The sequence below is a fragment of the Flavobacterium sp. PL11 genome (genome assembly GCF_035985025.1).
GTDB lineage: Bacteria > Bacteroidota > Bacteroidia > Flavobacteriales > Flavobacteriaceae > Flavobacterium.
Genome location: NZ_JAXCIA010000010.1, coordinates 14,208 through 31,794 on the forward strand (window position 1 = coordinate 14,208; position 17,587 = coordinate 31,794).

Below are 17,587 nucleotides of genomic sequence, written 5' to 3' on the forward strand. Positions count from 1 at the left end.
TTTTTTAAATCATTTCAAATGGATATTAAATACATTCATAATTTATTTTTAAAATGCAGTTCTGTTTCAATTGATACACGTAAAATAGAAAAAGATGCTTTATTTATTGCTATTAAAGGCGAACGTTTTGATGCAAATACATTTTCACAAGCAGCGTTGGAAAAAGGAGCCTCTTTTGTTTTAATTGATAATAATGACTTTTATGTAGATAAAAGAACCATTTTAGTAGAAAATAGTTTAGTAGCTCTACAAGAACTGGCCAAGTTTCATCGTAAATATTTAGCCATACCAATAATTGCGCTCACGGGTAGTAACGGTAAAACGACAACTAAAGAACTTATTAATGTTGTACTGTCTAAGAAGTTTAAAACAAAAGCGACTGTAGGTAATTTTAATAATCATATTGGCGTGCCATTAACCATCTTATCGTTTACTAAAGAAACGCAAATAGGAATAGTAGAAATGGGTGCTAATCACAAAAAAGAAATAGAATTTCTATGTGAAATCGCTTCACCAGATTATGGGTATATTACTAATTTTGGAAAAGCACATTTAGAAGGATTTGGAGGAATAAAGGGGGTCATTCAAGGTAAAAGTGAAATGTATCATTATCTTTTAGAAAATGGTAAAATAGTTTTTATCAATATGGATGACCCATTACAGAAGAGCAAATCAAAAGTTTTAAAAACATATTCTTTTGGACTAAATAAAGAAAGTGTTGACTTCAATATAAGTAAAGTAACAGCAAATCCATTTGTTGAAATTAGCTATAACAGTATTACTATAAAATCCCATTTAATAGGATTATACAATGCCACTAATATTAATGCAGCATTAGCAATAGGAAAATATTTTAAAATTAGTGATGATAAAATAAAGGAGGCAATAGAAAAATATATTCCTGAAAATAATAGATCGCAATTAGTTAAAAAGGGAGGGAACGAAATTATCCTTGATGCCTATAATGCAAATCCAAGCAGCATGGCTGTTGCAATTGAGAATTTTTTACAGTTAAACAAGTCCACTAAGATAGTGATTCTTGGCGATATGTTTGAATTAGGTAAAGAGAGTCACCAAGAGCATCTTGATATTGTCAAAATGTTAGAAGATCAAGAATGTGTATCTTGCTTTTTTATAGGATCAGATTTTAATAAAAATAAAATGGATAAAAAAAACTTTTATTTTTACGAGACATTTGACGACTTTTCAAAAAATATATTGCCAAATCAATTCATGGAAAGTTCAATTTTGATAAAAGGTTCAAGAGGAATGGCACTGGAAAGAACTTTAGATTTTATTTAAGTAATGTTGATATTATCAAACACAAATTTTATGTTTTTAACATTAAATTTTTTGATTTTTAAATTTCCTTTATTAAGGTGCAATGTTTTCTAAACCCGTTTATCAACCAGGTTTTAATCAAAATTGTTTCTAAAGTGTTTAGAATAAATAGCTCTATAACATTAAAATTTTAGTTAGCAAACTGCTTTTCCTGCAGATAAATAAGACAAATAGTTTTGAAGAAAGAGAACTATTTTTATAGATAATAAATATTAGCCTAAATTTTACTACTGATTAATTCAATTTTAAATTCGCTGCATCTACTAATTACTATTATTAAAGATCTTAAATAAAAACTCCAACATTTCTGTTGAAGTTTCTGTGGGCGATGAGTCCCGATAGTTATCGGGAGAACCGCCGACTATATTTTTTATTTTTTGAACAAAAAAAACTCCAACATTTCTGTTGAAGTTTCTGTGGGCGATGAGGGGTTCGAACCCCCGACCCCCTCGGTGTAAACGAGGTGCTCTGAACCAGCTGAGCTAATCGCCCTTTCGGGTTACAATTTCTTGCGTCATTGCGTGTGCAAATATACATCACTTTTCTAAATTAACAAGAAAAAAAACAAAAAAATTATAAAATTTCTCCCACCACAAATGTACTTCCGCCAATGTAGATGAAATCAGATTTTGATGCTTTAGTAACAGCTATTTTATAAGCATCTGATACAGAATTATATACTTTGCCTTCCAGATTGTAAATTGCGGCTTTGTCTTTTAAAATAGAAGCATCTAATCCACGAGAAATATTTGGTTTACAGAAATAATATAGGGCGTTTTTAGGAAATAAAGGTAGGATTTCATTTAAATCCTTATCATTTACAACTCCTAAAATGATATGTAACCTATCAAAATTTTCGTTTTGAATTTGTTTTAATACTATTTCTAACCCATTTTTGTTATGTGCTGTGTCGCAAATTATTTTAGGAAATGTGCCTAATTGTTGCCACCTGCCTTCAAGACCCGTATTTTTAAAAACATTAAGTAATCCTAACTGGATATTTTTATCGCTGATTTTAAATTTAGTTTGATGGCATAAAACCGTGATAGTCTGTAATACTGTTTTTTTATTGCTTTGTTGGTAATTGCCTATTAAATCAGAGGGATAATCTTTAGATATTAAATCTGATGCAAAATAAATTTCTGAATTACTTTGTTTGGCTTTAGCTAAGAATACCTCTTTTGTCTCAGCAGTATATTCTCCAATTACAACCGCAATATTAGGCTTTATTATTCCTGCTTTTTCAAAAGCTATTAGTTCAAGTGTATTCCCAAGGAATTGAACGTGATCTAATCCTATATTTGTAATCACGGAAACTAGTGGAGTAATAATATTTGTAGCGTCTAATCGTCCGCCTAAACCAACTTCAATTATGGCGATGTCTACTTTTTCATTGGCGAAATAATCGAAAGCTAATCCAACTGACATTTCGAAGAAACTCATTGATTGTTTTTCTAAATACGATTTATGCTTTTTGATAAACTTACAAACATAATCCTCTGAAATTTCGATTCCATTTATTTTTATCCGTTCTCTAAAGTCTTTTAAATGTGGAGAGGTATATAGACCTACTTTATATCCTGCTTCTTGTAAAATAGAGGATAACATGTGCGATGTAGAACCTTTTCCATTAGTTCCTGCTACATGAATACAAAGCAATGTATTCTCAGGATTTTTTAAGTGCTTTGATAACGATAGTATATTAGTTAGATCTTCCTTGTAAGCTGATGCACCATGAGTTTGATACATGGGTAACTGGCTAAACATCCAATTTGTAGTTTCTTGATAATTCATGAGGTCTAAAAATAATAAAAACTCAAAGATACTTGAGTTTTTATTATTTTTAGTTATGATTATTCTCCTATTTTAAAATTGACCGTTATAAAGCCAATTTGTGTTTCGGGTGCATTGGAGTCGGGCTGCCATTTGTATTTTCTGGCTGTAGCCAAAGCAGGTTCTATCAAGCAAGGATTCGTATTTGTTGTTCCTTTAGTATATTTAGCAGCCACAACATTGCCATTTCTATTTACCGTAATTTGTACTACAACAGTTCCAAATTCATTGCATTTTTGAACTTCTTTTCCTCTTGAGCTAATGTTTCTTCCATTTAATCCCCAACCGCTTCCTGAGCCACTTCCCGTTCCAGAACCGTAATAACTATTTGCATAAGCGCTTCCATTAGGATTTCCTTTATCACCAGGCAAATTGTCATTTCCTTCTCCACCTTGAGCCTTTCCATCAGATTTAGGACCGTTTAACAAACTCGATAATGCATCTGAAGTACTCTTTGAAGGTCTTGGAACTTCTTTTGGTTTTGGCTTAACCTCTTCTTTTGCCGTCTCTTTAGTAGGTTGAATTTTTTTAGCTTCTTTTATAACAACAGCTTCTTCGATGTCTTGAGATAATACATCATCGTTACTAGCAGTGGCCTCTTTTGCTGCTTCCGCCTTTGGAGCTGCTTGTATCGCTTCAGTGGGCTGAATTTTTCCTGATCCAAATTCAGTTGTTCCAAAATTGATGGCGATTCCGTTCTCTGGAGGCGGATCTAATGAGGTTAATCCTAAATAAAAGAACAAAACAAATAGAATCACAAAAATAATTGATGTAATTGTAAACGATTTTTTTTCTTCGTCTGTTTTTAAATATTTCATGTACAATACCTCTTTTTAAAACAACAAAATTTATTTAGGCCTTACAGCCAAAACAACTTTGATTTGATTTCTATTTGCAATGTCTAAAACGTTAACTGCTTTTTCAATAGGTACTCCTTCTTCGGCTCTTAAAATAATGGCTTTGTCTTTATCGGCGTTAAATAGGGAAAGTAATTTAGATTCCAGTTCAGATTCGTTTACCGGATCTTTATCAATAAAAAATTGTAATTCTTTATTAATGCTCACCGCAATATTTTTATTACTATCTGTTTTTCCTTTTGCTTTAGGTAACACTAAATCTAATGCGTTAGTTGTTACCATTGTCGAGGTAAGCATAAAAAATATCAATAATAAAAAGACAATATCTGTCATAGATGACATATTGAATTCTGCGCTTACTTTATTTCTTCCTCTTAAGTTCATAATTATGCAGGATCATTTAATAAATCTAAAAAATCTACAGCATTAGCTTCCATTTGATGTACAATCTTATTTGTTTTTACAACTAAATGATTGTAACCTACATAAGCAATAATTCCTACTACCAATCCTACAACTGTTGTAGTCATTGCTGTATATATCCCTTCTGAGAGCGCACCAACTTCTATTTGACCTCCTGAACTTGCCATTTTATGAAATGCTTGAATCATACCAACAACGGTTCCTAAGAAACCAGTCATAGGGCCAGCCCCCGAAATAGTCGCTAACATACTTACGTTTTTTTCTAATTTATATATTTCTAGTTTTCCAGCGTTTTCAATAGCTGTATTGATATCATCAAGGGGTTTTCCAATGCGTGAAATACCTTTTTCGATTAATCGTGCAACTGGAGATTTATAATGTGCGCAAGCTATTTTAGCATTGTCAATTCTGCCATTTTTAATGTTATCTTTAATTTGCGCCATAAAATTCACATCAATTTTAGAAGCTGCATTAATAGCCATTAACCTTTCAAAGTACAGATATAAAGCCACAAAGAACATCAGAAATAAAGCAGTCATAATAATTTGACCTGCTAATCCGCCGCTAGTTAATAACTCAATAATAGATAATGTTTTTTCAACCGGTACTGGATCAACCAGACTTTCTTGCGCAACAGATAAGCTGTCTGCTTGTAACAATAGACTCATATAAATTTATTTATTATGAAAACGCTAATGTATTATAAAAATTGCTATTTCCGAAGATAAAAAATGGTTCAAATAGCAATAAATAGTCATATAAGGATGACACAAAAAAATCAGTTTACATATAGACAAATAGTAAAATAGGTAAACTGACTTTAATTTAAATGAATAACTTGAAATATATTATTTGGAAAAGTACTTATATCAACTGCTTTAGAGCAATCTCAAAGGCTGTGGCACTGATGTTTGTTTTAGCACTATTTACACTATGTGCTTGTTCAATGGCTCTTTTTATTGTAAATGCTGTGTCCTGAAAAATAGCTTCATCAGTCATTTGGACTTTCTTTTCCATAAAATAAGCAAATACTCGCGCCATACCACAATTAGAAATAAAGTCAGGAATCAAACTCACTTTTTGATCTACATTTTCCATTATTGGACCAAAGAAAATTGCTGTATCAGCAAATGGGACATTGGCACCACATGAAATAACTTCAAGTCCATTGCTGATTAAACTATCAATTTGAGATTGAGTAACTAATCGAGAAGCGGCACATGGGGTGAATATTTCAGCACCAATAGACCAGATCTTTTTGTTGATTTCTTCAAAAGAAATCATATTTTTCGCAACTAATTTATTTCCATCCTTAGCAAGAAATAATTCTCTTATTTCTTCAAATGTGAATCCTTCTTCCTTAATAACACCACCATCCCGATCAATGATACCAATTATTTTAGCGCCCATTTCAGCTAAATAGAAAGCTGCAGCTGAACCTACATTTCCAAAACCTTGCACGATTGCTTTCTTACCTTTTACATCACCACCATAAATAGTATAATAATTTCGAACGGCTTCTGCAACACCAAAACCCGTGATCATATCAGCGACAGTATATTTTTTTTGTATATCTGGAGAATATCTTGGATTCTCAATCACTTTAACCACACCTTGACGTAATTGTCCAATTCGATTAATTTTATCAGCTTCTGTAGGTTTGAAATGGCCATTAAAAACACCTTCTTGCGGATGCCAAACTCCACATTCCTCAGTAATAGGAATAACTTCATGAATTTCGTCTATATTCAAGTCACCGCCAGTTCCATAATAACTTTTTAACAAAGGTGAAACTGCTTTAAACCATCGTTGTAGAACATCTCTTTTTCTAGGATCATTAGGATCAAAATTAATTCCAGATTTAGCGCCTCCTATTGCAGGACCAGAAACTGAAAATTTAACTTCCATGGTTTTTGCTAGTGATAGCACCTCATTCATATCCAGACCTTTTCTCATTCGAGTTCCGCCACCTGCTGCACCGCCACGTAAAGAATTTATGACTGTCCAGCCTTCTGCTTCAGTTTCAGCATCTTTCCAGTGAAAAACTATTTCCGGTTCTTTGTTTTCGAATTTATTTAATAAATCTTTCATTTTTTTGCGATATGTTTAATTTTTGTAAATATAATTAATAGAGTAATGTGAATTATGTATTTTATAATTTATTTAAAGTGGTTGAAACTAGTTGCTCAATTCATAAAAAAAATAATTTACTTAGAATATTGCCATCATCTTTTTATTCTTTGCTACGAATTCACTAAGAATTATGTTTTTCCTTAAACATTGGCTAAAATTACGAAAACGTTTGAAATTTAAATTTTTAATAATTACTTTTGGTCGACAAAATTAAGAAATAGTAATTAATATAAATATATGGATTTTAATCTAACTGAAGAGCATTTAATGATTCAACAAGCCGCTCGTGATTTTGCAAATGCCGAATTATTACCTGGAGTAATTGAGCGAGATGAACTTTCAAAGTTTCCAACCGAGCAAGTGAAAATGATGGGCGATTTAGGCTTTATGGGAATGATGGTAGATCCTAAATATGGCGGTTCAGGATTAGATAGTATTTCTTATGTATTAGCGATAACTGAAATTTCGAAAATTGATGCCTCTGCTGCTGTTATTATGTCAGTTAATAATTCATTAGTATGCGCAGGTATTGAAAAATATTGCAATGAAGAACAAAAGATGAAATATTTAGTTCCTCTTGCTAAAGGAGAGGTTATAGGTGCATTTTGTCTTTCAGAGCCAGAGGCTGGTTCAGATGCTACTTCTCAAAAAACAACGGCAATAGATAAAGGCGATTATTATTTATTAAATGGGACTAAAAACTGGATCACTAATGGTTCTTCGGCTTCTACTTATATTGTAATGGCACATACTGATATTGATAAAGGACATAAAGGCATCAATGCTTTTATAGTTGAAAAAGGTTGGGCAGGATTTGATATTGGACTTAAAGAAAAGAAAATGGGTATACGTGGATCTGATACGCATTCCTTAATGTTTACTGATGTGAAAGTTCCAAAGGAAAACAGAATAGGCGAAGATGGATTTGGATTCAATTTTGCAATGACTGTTTTAAATGGTGGAAGAATTGGTATTGCTTCGCAAGCATTAGGAATTGCCACAGGTGCTTATGAACTTGCTTTGAAATATTCTCAAGAGCGTAAAGCTTTTGGGAAAGAAATATTTAAACATCAGGCAATAGCCTTTAAGTTGGCTGATATGGCCACTCAAATTATGGCAGCAAAAATGTTAGTATTAAAAGCAGCTTTTGAAAGAGATGAAGGAAAAGATATTTCTCAGTCAGGTGCAATGGCTAAACTATTTGCTTCACAAACAGCAATGGACACTACAATTGAGGCGGTTCAAATACATGGTGGAAATGGATATGTAGCCGAATATCACGTAGAACGTATGATGCGAGATGCTAAAATCACCCAAATTTATGAAGGAACTTCTGAAATACAAAGAATTGTAATTTCAAGATCATTAGTTTCTTAGTTCAATAATAAGATTGTAAAGCCCTTTCTAATTTCGGTTGGAAAGGGCTTTTTCTATATTATTACATTACAATTTTTTAAAAAAAATGATAGCGAAAATAGTAAAAAATTTTAAAGCTTTTCTGTCGAAATAGATTCGGTTTTATTACAAAGTAATCCGCTCAAATTAAATATGTTGAATTTCGTTTTTTTTTCATATTTAATTTTAAATAAAGTTTGAATGACAATGCATCTCTGTTGACATTTAATAATTTTCATTACCACATAAAAATCAGAAGTTTATACTTTGTTTTCATACTAATTTCTTTTCTTTGTTTAAATATTTACGACTAAGGCAAATAATTAGGTTCACTTTTCAGAATTACAATCCATATATATGCTAATACCTTCGATTAATAAAAGTTTAAACGAACTTATTGATTTATTAAATCAGTTATCTCAAAAAGAATATTCTCGAGCTTGCGAGGCATTAAGTAATGCAACTATCGGTGAACATACAAGACACATTATTGAGATGTTTCAATGCTTAGAAAATCAGCTTGGATCAGGGATTGTAAATTACGATAGTAGGGAACGCAATATTCGCGTTCAGACCGATACCTTATTTGCGATTGAAAAAATTATTGCTATTAAGCAAACTTTAGATAAACAAAATGTAAAGCTAGAATTATTGCAATTTATAGATGGTGCTGAAATTCGAATCGAAAGTAATTATTTCAGAGAGTTACTTTACAATTTAGAACATTGTATCCATCATCAAGCACTCATAAAAGTGGCTATTTTGCAATGTGAAACCATAAAAATAGATCCGAATTTTGGTGTTGCGCGCTCAACAATAGAATATAGAAACCAATGTGCACAGTAAGTTTTGTAGCTACAAATGATAAAATTATCATTACCTCAAATCGAGATGAACAATTAGCAAGACCAAGCGCTATTCCGCCACAATTTTATGAAATTAATCATCGTAAACTTGTTTTCCCAAAGGATCCTAAAGCAGGTGGGACTTGGTTCGTTGTAAATGAAAGCGGAACAATTTTAGTTCTTTTAAATGGCGCTCACAAAAAACATCAAGTACAATCGTCCTATAGAAAAAGTCGAGGTTTGATTGTTTTAGATATCATAAGTAGCTTATCTCCAAAAGATTTCTGGAATGAAATTGATTTGGAAAATATTGAGCCATTTACCTTAGTTTTGTTTCAAAATATTTTTCTTTTTCAAATGCGTTGGAACGGAACTCACAAAGAAATGACTCCATTAGACATAAAGCAAAATCATATTTGGTCTTCTTCAACTTTATATTCTTCCTCTATTCAGGAAAATCGTTTAAATTGGTTTCACAATTTTTTAAAACAAAATAGCGAAGTTTCTGAAGCCAAAATGTATAATTTTCATAGAAATACCAAAGTAGAAAATAATGAAAATGGATTAGTGATCAATAGAGATGGTGCTTTAAAAACATTGAGTATTACACAGGCAGTTTTAGAAAAAAATGCTGCGACAATTCTACATTATGATTTAGTTTCAAATCAAGATTTCTCGACTTCGTTTTCTACCATTTAAATTATTTATTTTGAAGCTATTTTTTCATAAAGTTACACATTGGGAATATTGGCCTTTCCAAATTGTTTATATTCCTATTTATTTTCTTTGGTCTTATTACGCAATCAGGGCAAAATCAATATTTTTCTTTAATGCTTGTAATCCTACGATAAAAAATGGCGGTTTTATGATGGAATCTAAGAAAGAAATTTACGACTTGATTCCGCAAAAGTATTATCCAAAAACAGAATTAATAAAAGAAGGTGCAACCTTAGCAGAAGTTCTAGAAACCATCAGCGAAGCAAATATTAAATATCCCTTAATTGCAAAGCCTGATATAGGACTGAGAGGGTCAGGTGTTAAAAAAATAAATTCAGCAGTTGATTTAAAACAATATGCTGAAAAAGCAAATTTTGACTATGTTGTACAAGATTTAATTCCTTACGAGAATGAAGTTGGGATTTTTTATGTCCGTTATCCTAATGAAAAGCAAGGCAAAATTACAGGAATAGTTTCTAAAGAATTTTTGATTATCACAGGAAATGGATTCTCAACTGTAGAGGAACTGATCAAAGAAAATCCACGATATGAACTGCAACTAAAAGCATTAAAAAAAGAATATGGAAAAAAAATATTAGATATTCTGCCAAAAGATGAAAAGTTAAACTTAGTTCCTTACGGAAATCACGCTCGTGGCGCCAAGTTTATAGATGGCAGCCAATGGATTACTCCACAGTTATCTAAAACTATAAACGAAATGTGTTTACAAATCCCAGGCTTCTATTTTGGTCGATTAGATGTCATGTACAACACAATTGAGGAATTAGAGATTGGAAGCAACTATTCAATAGTAGAGCTTAATGGCGCTGGAAGCGAACCTACGCATATCTATGATCCACGACATTCGCTATTTTTTGCTTGGAAGGAACTCGCAAAACACATTACTTATATGTATGAAATCAGTGTAGCGAATCATAAAAATGGATTTCCTTATTTAAATTATAAAGAGGGAATGAAAGAATATAAAATGCATATAAAGCAAAGTGAAAAAATTTGTAATTTCTAAAGTATGACTGCGCTAAAAAATATTCTTGTTGGTTTTATAGTCAGTTTTATTGGCTCTATTCCGCTAGGATATTTGAATGTTATTGGTTTTGAAATTTTTTTAAAACTAGGATTCAAAAGCTTATTGTACTTTCTATTGGGAATAATTATTGTCGAAATGTTTGTTGTTTATTTTACATTATTGTTTGCTAAACAATTAGTAGACAACAAAAAATTAATGAAAGCAATTGATTTTTTTGCAATCATCTTTTTGTTAATTATTGCTTATACATTTTATGCGAGTGGTAATGTAGAAGTAGATCAGCAAGGCGTTTTAGAAAAATACATTAACTATCCCACCATTTTAATAGGTATTTTTTTGAGTGGTATAAACTTTCTTCAAATACCGTTTTGGACAGGTTGGAATCTCTATTTGATCAATGGGAACTATATTTCTATAGATAATAAACGTAAATTCTTTTATGTTGCAGGAACGGTAATTGGGACGTTTGGAGGAATGCTTAGTTTGGTTTTAATTTTGAATACTCTGGCTGAAAACACAGGCAGTTTTTCAAAATATGTCATTCCTATAATCATTCCACTGTTATTCTTAGTTTTAGCGATTGTTCAAATCGTTAAAGTTTTTAGAAAATATTATTTGAATAAAGATAAATAATAGCTCTGTTAATGCACCCGTATTATTCAACAAAAAATCAAATATAAATCATTCTAATAATTACTGCTAACTGCAGGAATATCATGGTAAAACGGAGTTATTTATTTCAGGTTAAAAGGGGTTGCTTCATATCATAAGCCAGTATTAAATAGTCATTAGAATTAAATTTAAAATCGCTTATTATAGTCCATTGTAATTTTATAGTGTGCGCTTTAGTTGATGGAATGTTATTTTTATTAATAAAAGTGAGACTTAAAGGATATTTAGATTCCATGTGGCTTCTCATAAATTCAAAAAAGGGTTTTATCACACCTTGACTTCTATAGCTTTTATCAATACAGATGGGTCCATATTGAAAACTATTGATTGTTGTGAATTTGAAATCTAAAAAATGAAGTTCGGGCAATAGCGAAATCATGTGAGTAAAAATAGGCCATTGACTAAAGAAATCCCAACTACCCGTAAAAATATAACCTATAATCTTAGTGTGATCAATTGCTATGAATAAATTTTGGCTTTCAATAACGGCTGTTAATTGAGCAATTGTAAATGGTGTTGTAACAAAGCCTGCTTTTTTCTCCTCATCAGATAAATTAGAAACTAAGTATAAATCTTGTAACGCTAATACGCCATCAATATCGTTGAGAGATGCTATTTTAAAATTAATATTTTCCATCATTGAATTTGAATTTGCATTTTATAGTAATGTATTTTATCAAAATTAAGTAAAATTCGAATACTGTTTGTTTTTAAATTTAAAAACAATCCTTTAATTATAACTATGCTAATTTGTGGTTTTTGTTTATTTTTGCTCCATGAAAAATATTATTATTACAGGAACAAGTAGGGGAATAGGGCATGAATTGGCTTTGAAATTCGCAAATTCTGGACATCAAGTTTTAGCTATATCAAGAAAAATTCCTCAAACTTTATTAGGCAATGAGAATATTACTTGTCTTTCGGTTGATTTGTCAAATGAATTGGAGTTGAGTAAAGTAACTGATTTTGTTTCACAATCTTGGAAACAAATAGACGGCATCGTTCATAATGCAGGAGCTTTGATATTAAAACCATTTATAGATACTACCCAGGATGATTTTGAAAATATCTACAAAGTGAACGTTTTTGGAGTTGCTAACTTAACCCGAATTGCTTTGCCTTATTTAAAAAAAGGCAGTCATGTGGTTGCCATTAGTTCTATGGGAGGTATCCAAGGAAGTTTAAAGTTTGCTGGACTCGCCGCTTATAGTTCAAGTAAAGGAGCAGTTATTACACTTATGGAATTATTAGCAGAGGAGTATAAGGAAAAAGGAATATCTTTTAATGTATTGGCACTAGGTTCCGTTCAAACAGAAATGTTAGAAGAAGCTTTTCCAGGATATCAGGCGCCCATTTCAGCGAATGAAATGGCCGATTATATTTTTAATTTTACCTTGACTGGGAATAAATATTTTAATGGAAAGGTGCTGCAGGTTTCTTCAACAAATCCGTAATCAATAATTATTTTGATTGAAACCTTAGCCATATATATTCCTGAACATGCGGTAAAACCCGTTTTTGATCTTATCGTTAGCAATCAAGTACATCTTAAAATTGTGAATGAGAGGCGAACCCGTCATGGCGATTATCGCAAGGGCTTAAGTGGCAAACATGAAATCACGGTAAACGCTAGTCTAAATAAATACAAGTTTTTGATAACACTCATTCATGAAATTTCTCATTTAGTGGCTTTTGAAAAATTTGGACGCAATATAAAACCGCATGGAAACGAGTGGAAATATTCTTTTCAACGCCTAATGATTCCTTACATTCGACCAGAAATTTTCCCTAGGCAATTGTTACCACTGTTAGCTAGACATTTTAAAAATCCATCTGCTAGTAGTGATACTGACGCAACATTATCATTAGCCTTAAAACAATTTGACCAGCAAAATGATAAAAACTACGTGTTCGAAATTCCTTATGGTAGTGTTTTTAGAATTTCAAACGGAAAGATTTTCAAAAAAATAGCCGTTCGCACCAAGCGTTTTGAATGTCTAGAAATCAGTTCAGGAAAAATGTACTTATTCAATCCTAACGCTGAGGTGGAGTTGCTGTCTTAAAGTGTTCTTTTTTATTTTTTAGAGCCTATTCCTGCCATTCACTTTAGCCCTCTCTCCAAAAGCTTTTTTTGCTAGTTCGTAGCAAGAGCTTCCGCTGGTCGCTTTGCCACTCCAGCAAAAAATAGCTTTTTTCAGTCGGGGCTGCCGTTACTATCAGGGGCAAACATGTCGTGTGCTAAATGACTTTTGATTGCCACTGCAGTTTTATCTTAGTATTTTAAGACTATTACATTTATAACAATCCAAGTACTCGTTGCGACACTGCTCGTTATTTATTAGTTACATTAAATGAATTTAAGTGATAATACGATCTATAGTATAATTTATAATTCTATTTAAAACTGTAGTTATTCAATCCTATTGCTGAGGTAGAACAATTTTCTTAACGATTTATTTTTTTTAGGGCCTATTCCTGCCATTCACTTTAGCCCTCTCTCCAAAAGCTTTTTTTGCTAGTTCGTAGCAAGAGCTTCCACTGGTCGCTTTGCCACTCCAGCAAAAAATAGCTTTTCTTCAGTCGGGGCTGCCGTTACTGTCAGGGGCAGAATAAGGATTTTTATTTTAAACACTGATCCAAAAAACGATTCATTGCTGTAAAACATTAAAAAATGACCTTGAAATCTTTTTAAATTAAATTTCGATTGAAATAAAACTACAAAATACTTTATTTACGGCTTTAATTTTCTTTAAATAAATTAGACAACACACAATTTAAACTAAGGTTTTTTTACCGGTTTTAAATAAAACAATTTTTAAACAAGACAATTTCTTCAAAATATAAATCGTTTGTAAAAGGATTTAGTAAAAAATAAAAATTCCTTCTGCGAGAATATAAAAATATGCACCAAACAAATGGTTTTTACATTTAATCAGTCTTAGCAACTATTATTAGTCATTAGAGTATATTTTTATCATATTTGAATGAATTAAACTTGTAGACATCACTCTTGGATAAATTTATTTCTAAATCAAATACAAATGCGACTTTTAAATTAGCGTATCGCTTCTCGAGAGTTTGAGATAGGATTTATAGATTAGTCACAATTTTTACTTTCGAAATTGATAAATTACCGCTTTTGAAAAATTAATTATGAAAGAGACAATACACTGGAAGGGATTAATCGTTTCTGCATTTTTGCTCATTGGTGTTTTGTGCTTTCCGGTATTTAATGACGCTGCAGTTAACAGTGCATTAGCTATTTTGCTTTTTGCAGCTAGCTTGTGGATTTCAGAAGCCATTCCGTTATCGATGACTGCTTTATTGATTCCTGTACTGGCAATTGTATTGCATATTGCATCTCCTCAAGTAGCCTTTAGCGAGTTCTCTAATCCTGTTCTTTATCTGTTTATGGGAGGATTTGTATTGGCTGGAGCTTTATCTGCTCATTCTTTAGATCAGTTGCTTGCTCATAAACTAATGGTTCTAGCTAAAGGAAATTTCTATCGTTCGGCAATCCTCTTGATGCTGGCCACTGGATTAATTGCATGTTGGGTGAGCAATACTTCAACTGCAGCAATGATGATTCCATTGGCTTTAGGAGTTTTAGCAATTACAGATAGTAAAAATTCAACGGCTGAAGCTAAATTTTTACTGCTAGGAATAGCTTATTCTGCAAACATTGGTGGGGTTGTTACCATGATAGCCAGTCCACCTAATGCAATTGGCGCAACTTTACTTGGACTTTCCTTCTCTGAATGGCTGCTATATGGAGTACCTGTATTTTTAATTACCTTTCCAATAATGGTGTTGATATTGACTTTGTATTTTAAACCAAACAGGAAGATTTTAGTTCCTACGATTACAGTTCCTGGAAAGAAAAGCCCAAAACGAAATACACTAATTGTCATTTTTACAATCACAATTTTACTTTGGGTTTTTGAAAGCGTCTTTTCAAAACTACTAGATATTGCCTCAGGTTTTAGTTCCTTAGTTGCAATTGTTTCGATTCTGATGCTTTTTATATGTAAAGTTATGACGTGGAACCAAATTTTAGATGCTATACGATGGGATATTTTATTATTGTTTGGTGGCGGACTTACATTAGGATTTATAGTGGAAAGTACAGGGCTTGGCGCTATTTTAATTAGTGATGTCATGAGTCTAAATAAACAAATGCCAATGCTGATTTTTTTATGGCTTATTGTTCTAGGTTCTATTGTTATGACTGAATTTATGAGTAATACAGCAAGTGCCGCACTGATTTTACCCTTGCTGTATACGCTTGCTCAAGAATCTCATATAAATCCTATGATTTTAGTATTTCCTGCCACTATAGCTGCATCTTTTGGTTTTATGATGCCTGTGGGAACACCACCAAATGCAATGGTGTTTTCAACTGGATTGGTATCACAACGTGAGATGATGAAAGCAGGATTTATACTCAATATTATATTTTCATTAGTATTAACTTTGCTTTTTTACCTCATTTTTCACTAAAAAGGATTTTTCTAATTTATAAAAGTGAAAGCAATTATCTTTTAATAATATACTATGCAGTTAAATAGTTTTCATTTTGAATTATAAGCTTGTTTTTTCATTAGCTAATTGAGAACTTGGTTTTACGAAGTAACGCCTTCATTATAGGATAGGTTATTTAGCTAATAATAATTAACAAATAAAATTCTAATTTAATCTAAAAATGAATTGTGTAAATGTATGTGAGAGCTTACAAAAAGGAAAAAGCAGAGCGATTATAACTCTTCAAAAATTCAAGTATTTCTAGATATTATATGATATTTTAAATAAATAATTCACATTTAATTAGAGCTCTTTTTACAATTTCTGCATCTTTTTTAAACTATAAAATAATTCTAAAAAAAGCTTAAAAATTAGTAACGACTTCACTAACATTTAAGAAATAATAATTAAAAAAATAGCGTAAAAATAGCTTTTATAAAACTTGGTAAAATCAAAACTAGAATTAAACATTAGTTGCAAACTGATTTCTATTAGGAATAAAAAATGGCGCCGTGAGCACCATTTTTTAAAAACAAGTCAATTGTTTTAAATTCTTTATTATCTGAGGTTTTTACCTTTAAATTAAAAATGCTAGTCAGTAGAACATGCGCTCTAACCTTAATAATTTGCTGAGGCTTTGTTATGGAATATAAATGACTTTTGCTATATTTTTAATATCATAATAGAATTGTGCTTTTGAATTATTTCAATCATTCCACTAATACAAAATTTGGTTGAATTACATTTTCACAAGGTAACTTTTCCGCAGAACATCCAGCTAAAAACAATGTAGTAATAAACAGTATAATGATTCTTATTCTTAAGTTTTCTGTTTTTTTCATGTTATTTCTCTATTAATAATATGTTTATAATTTTAAATTCATTTTCTATTGTAACGACGTACGAACCAGCATTTAAATTTGGGAATATTACCTCACCATCACTAATTAATTTAGTTACTATTGTTTTTCCATCGCTTGTGAGACTTACTGGAATTCCTTCTTTTTTAGAGACCACTTTTAATGCTCCAGGCGCATAACATACGGCATCTTTCTTATAAAATAAAGTGGGATTTTTGATGGTACTAACGTTTACATCATAGCTGGTTAGAGTTGATTCATCCTCGGATAGAACTTGATAATTGACTAAATTTGAAAAGTCTCCCAGTGTTTCACCTGATTTTTGAATTAATCTATTTTTTAAAAGAGTAGCCCCTGTGCTTAATGCAAATACAGGTTTCAAGTCAGTTAAAGCATAGCTTTCAAAGACGTTTATTTTAACCTGACCGTTCGTAATTGTAGAGGATATGCTTTTAATGTCTAAAAAATTAAAAGATAAGATTGTTGACACATTATTTAAAGCTGGTTCCGCAATACTATAGGATTGGAACAGGTTACCCTTGTGTTCATTTACCACAAAAGTGATTTGTTTGCTTACTGTAGCTATTTTATTGGCTGCACTATCGTAGAGTTTAAAACTGATATTTTCAGCTTGTTCATTTGCAAATACCGTGAGATAAGCATAATAGTTTTTGTCGCTGGTAACATAAGTTACGCCACTAACTCCGCGACAAGTATTGCCAACAAAAGCAGCAACTCTATCTTCAGGATTGATTAATTGTTTACCATCAACGTTCAGTTTTGCGACAAAAGTCATAGTATATTGATAATTGTTTTCCTTTACCGACCAAGTGGGTGCCTGCCCAAGCATAATGTGGTAAGAAATTAGCAAACTACATATTAATAGCATGTTTTTCATAAAAATATTTTTTGAACCTTAGTACGGTGTTTTAAAGCCATACT

General features: G+C 31.6%; 16 protein-coding genes and 1 tRNA gene. 9 read left to right on the forward strand and 8 right to left on the reverse strand.

Annotated elements, in window-relative coordinates:
• Positions 1-18 precede the first annotated feature (18 nt).
• Positions 19-1,302 carry a UDP-N-acetylmuramoyl-tripeptide--D-alanyl-D-alanine ligase gene (locus tag RCH18_RS07000; RefSeq protein WP_326936040.1) on the forward strand — a complete coding sequence of 428 codons (1,284 nt, stop codon included), beginning with the start codon at positions 19-21 and terminating at the stop codon, positions 1,300-1,302.
• 456 nt (positions 1,303-1,758) lie between these two features.
• Here RCH18_RS07000 and RCH18_RS07005 read toward each other — a convergent pair.
• From RCH18_RS07005 to RCH18_RS07030, 6 genes are all read right to left on the reverse strand, one after another.
• Positions 1,759-1,833, reverse strand: a tRNA-Val gene (locus tag RCH18_RS07005).
• 81 nt (positions 1,834-1,914) lie between these two features.
• Entirely contained in the window at positions 1,915-3,135 is a 1,221-nt protein-coding gene (locus RCH18_RS07010) for a bifunctional folylpolyglutamate synthase/dihydrofolate synthase (protein ID WP_326936041.1), read from the reverse strand.
• Positions 3,136-3,194: 59 nt separating this feature from the next.
• Entirely contained in the window at positions 3,195-3,992 is a 798-nt protein-coding gene (locus tag RCH18_RS07015; protein WP_326936042.1) for an energy transducer TonB, read from the reverse strand.
• A 30-nt stretch (positions 3,993-4,022) separates the two neighbouring features.
• Positions 4,023-4,415 carry an ExbD/TolR family protein gene (locus tag RCH18_RS07020; RefSeq protein ID WP_326936043.1) on the reverse strand — a complete coding sequence of 131 codons (393 nt, stop codon included), beginning with the start codon at positions 4,413-4,415 and terminating at the stop codon, positions 4,023-4,025.
• Positions 4,416-4,417: 2 nt separating this feature from the next.
• Positions 4,418-5,122 carry a MotA/TolQ/ExbB proton channel family protein gene (locus RCH18_RS07025; RefSeq protein WP_326936044.1) on the reverse strand — a complete coding sequence of 235 codons (705 nt, stop codon included), beginning with the start codon at positions 5,120-5,122 and terminating at the stop codon, positions 4,418-4,420.
• 196 nt (positions 5,123-5,318) lie between these two features.
• The gene (locus RCH18_RS07030) at positions 5,319-6,545 is read right to left on the reverse strand and encodes a Glu/Leu/Phe/Val dehydrogenase dimerization domain-containing protein (protein WP_326936045.1); all 1,227 of its coding nucleotides are present in this window, start codon (positions 6,543-6,545) and stop codon (positions 5,319-5,321) included.
• Between the two features lie 279 nt (positions 6,546-6,824).
• Here RCH18_RS07030 and RCH18_RS07035 point away from each other — a divergent pair, with 279 nt between their 5' ends.
• The 5 genes from RCH18_RS07035 (at position 6,825) to RCH18_RS07055 (ending at position 11,225) form a co-directional block, all read left to right on the forward strand.
• On the forward strand, positions 6,825-7,964 hold the full coding sequence (locus tag RCH18_RS07035; RefSeq protein WP_326936046.1) for an acyl-CoA dehydrogenase family protein: 1,140 nt from the start codon (positions 6,825-6,827) through the stop codon (positions 7,962-7,964).
• Positions 7,965-8,339: 375 nt separating this feature from the next.
• The gene (locus RCH18_RS07040) at positions 8,340-8,828 is read left to right on the forward strand and encodes a DinB family protein (protein WP_326936047.1); all 489 of its coding nucleotides are present in this window, start codon (positions 8,340-8,342) and stop codon (positions 8,826-8,828) included.
• The gene (locus tag RCH18_RS07045) at positions 8,816-9,526 is read left to right on the forward strand and encodes an NRDE family protein (protein ID WP_326936048.1); all 711 of its coding nucleotides are present in this window, start codon (positions 8,816-8,818) and stop codon (positions 9,524-9,526) included. Before RCH18_RS07040 ends, RCH18_RS07045 begins: the two co-directional genes overlap by 13 nt.
• Before the next feature lie 10 nt (positions 9,527-9,536).
• Positions 9,537-10,571: a D-alanine--D-alanine ligase gene (locus tag RCH18_RS07050; protein ID WP_326936049.1), complete on the forward strand. Its 1,035-nt coding sequence runs from the start codon at positions 9,537-9,539 to the stop codon at positions 10,569-10,571.
• Between the two features lie 3 nt (positions 10,572-10,574).
• A complete protein-coding gene (locus tag RCH18_RS07055; protein ID WP_326936050.1) occupies positions 10,575-11,225 on the forward strand; it encodes a hypothetical protein in 651 nt (216 codons plus the stop codon).
• A 106-nt stretch (positions 11,226-11,331) separates the two neighbouring features.
• On the opposite strand, the gene RCH18_RS07060 is transcribed toward RCH18_RS07055, so the two are convergent.
• On the reverse strand, positions 11,332-11,904 hold the full coding sequence (locus RCH18_RS07060) for a GNAT family acetyltransferase (RefSeq protein ID WP_326936051.1): 573 nt from the start codon (positions 11,902-11,904) through the stop codon (positions 11,332-11,334).
• Positions 11,905-12,040: 136 nt separating this feature from the next.
• Between RCH18_RS07060 and RCH18_RS07065 the strand changes: the two genes are divergently transcribed.
• The 3 genes from RCH18_RS07065 (at position 12,041) to RCH18_RS07075 (ending at position 15,764) form a co-directional block, all read left to right on the forward strand.
• Positions 12,041-12,718 (forward strand): SDR family NAD(P)-dependent oxidoreductase, encoded by a 678-nt coding sequence (locus RCH18_RS07065; RefSeq protein WP_326936052.1) that lies wholly within the window; start codon positions 12,041-12,043, stop codon positions 12,716-12,718.
• A gap of 12 nt (positions 12,719-12,730) precedes the next feature.
• A complete protein-coding gene (locus tag RCH18_RS07070; RefSeq protein WP_326936054.1) occupies positions 12,731-13,327 on the forward strand; it encodes a SprT-like domain-containing protein in 597 nt (198 codons plus the stop codon).
• A gap of 1,090 nt (positions 13,328-14,417) precedes the next feature.
• A complete protein-coding gene (locus RCH18_RS07075) occupies positions 14,418-15,764 on the forward strand; it encodes an SLC13 family permease (RefSeq protein WP_326936055.1) in 1,347 nt (448 codons plus the stop codon).
• Between the two features lie 864 nt (positions 15,765-16,628).
• Here the strand turns inward: RCH18_RS07075 and RCH18_RS07080 are convergent.
• The gene (locus RCH18_RS07080) at positions 16,629-17,543 is read right to left on the reverse strand and encodes a hypothetical protein (RefSeq protein ID WP_326936056.1); all 915 of its coding nucleotides are present in this window, start codon (positions 17,541-17,543) and stop codon (positions 16,629-16,631) included.
• Between the last annotated feature and the right edge of the window lie 44 nt (positions 17,544-17,587).

What these genes read in the sequence shown, in the direction of transcription:
- RCH18_RS07000 (WP_326936040.1), top strand. Translation starts at nt 19, where the DNA reads ATGGATATTAAATACATTCATAATTTATTTTTAAAATGCAGTTCTGTT.
- RCH18_RS07010 (WP_326936041.1), bottom strand. Translation starts at nt 3,135, where the DNA reads ATGAATTATCAAGAAACTACAAATTGGATGTTTAGCCAGTTACCCATG.
- RCH18_RS07015 (WP_326936042.1), bottom strand. Translation starts at nt 3,992, where the DNA reads ATGAAATATTTAAAAACAGACGAAGAAAAAAAATCGTTTACAATTACA.
- RCH18_RS07020 (WP_326936043.1), bottom strand. Translation starts at nt 4,415, where the DNA reads ATGAACTTAAGAGGAAGAAATAAAGTAAGCGCAGAATTCAATATGTCA.
- RCH18_RS07025 (WP_326936044.1), bottom strand. Translation starts at nt 5,122, where the DNA reads ATGAGTCTATTGTTACAAGCAGACAGCTTATCTGTTGCGCAAGAAAGT.
- RCH18_RS07030 (WP_326936045.1), bottom strand. Translation starts at nt 6,545, where the DNA reads ATGAAAGATTTATTAAATAAATTCGAAAACAAAGAACCGGAAATAGTT.
- RCH18_RS07035 (WP_326936046.1), top strand. Translation starts at nt 6,825, where the DNA reads ATGGATTTTAATCTAACTGAAGAGCATTTAATGATTCAACAAGCCGCT.
- RCH18_RS07040 (WP_326936047.1), top strand. Translation starts at nt 8,340, where the DNA reads ATGCTAATACCTTCGATTAATAAAAGTTTAAACGAACTTATTGATTTA.
- RCH18_RS07045 (WP_326936048.1), top strand. Translation starts at nt 8,816, where the DNA reads ATGTGCACAGTAAGTTTTGTAGCTACAAATGATAAAATTATCATTACC.
- RCH18_RS07055 (WP_326936050.1), top strand. Translation starts at nt 10,575, where the DNA reads ATGACTGCGCTAAAAAATATTCTTGTTGGTTTTATAGTCAGTTTTATT.
- RCH18_RS07060 (WP_326936051.1), bottom strand. Translation starts at nt 11,904, where the DNA reads ATGATGGAAAATATTAATTTTAAAATAGCATCTCTCAACGATATTGAT.
- RCH18_RS07065 (WP_326936052.1), top strand. Translation starts at nt 12,041, where the DNA reads ATGAAAAATATTATTATTACAGGAACAAGTAGGGGAATAGGGCATGAA.
- RCH18_RS07075 (WP_326936055.1), top strand. Translation starts at nt 14,418, where the DNA reads ATGAAAGAGACAATACACTGGAAGGGATTAATCGTTTCTGCATTTTTG.
- RCH18_RS07080 (WP_326936056.1), bottom strand. Translation starts at nt 17,543, where the DNA reads ATGAAAAACATGCTATTAATATGTAGTTTGCTAATTTCTTACCACATT.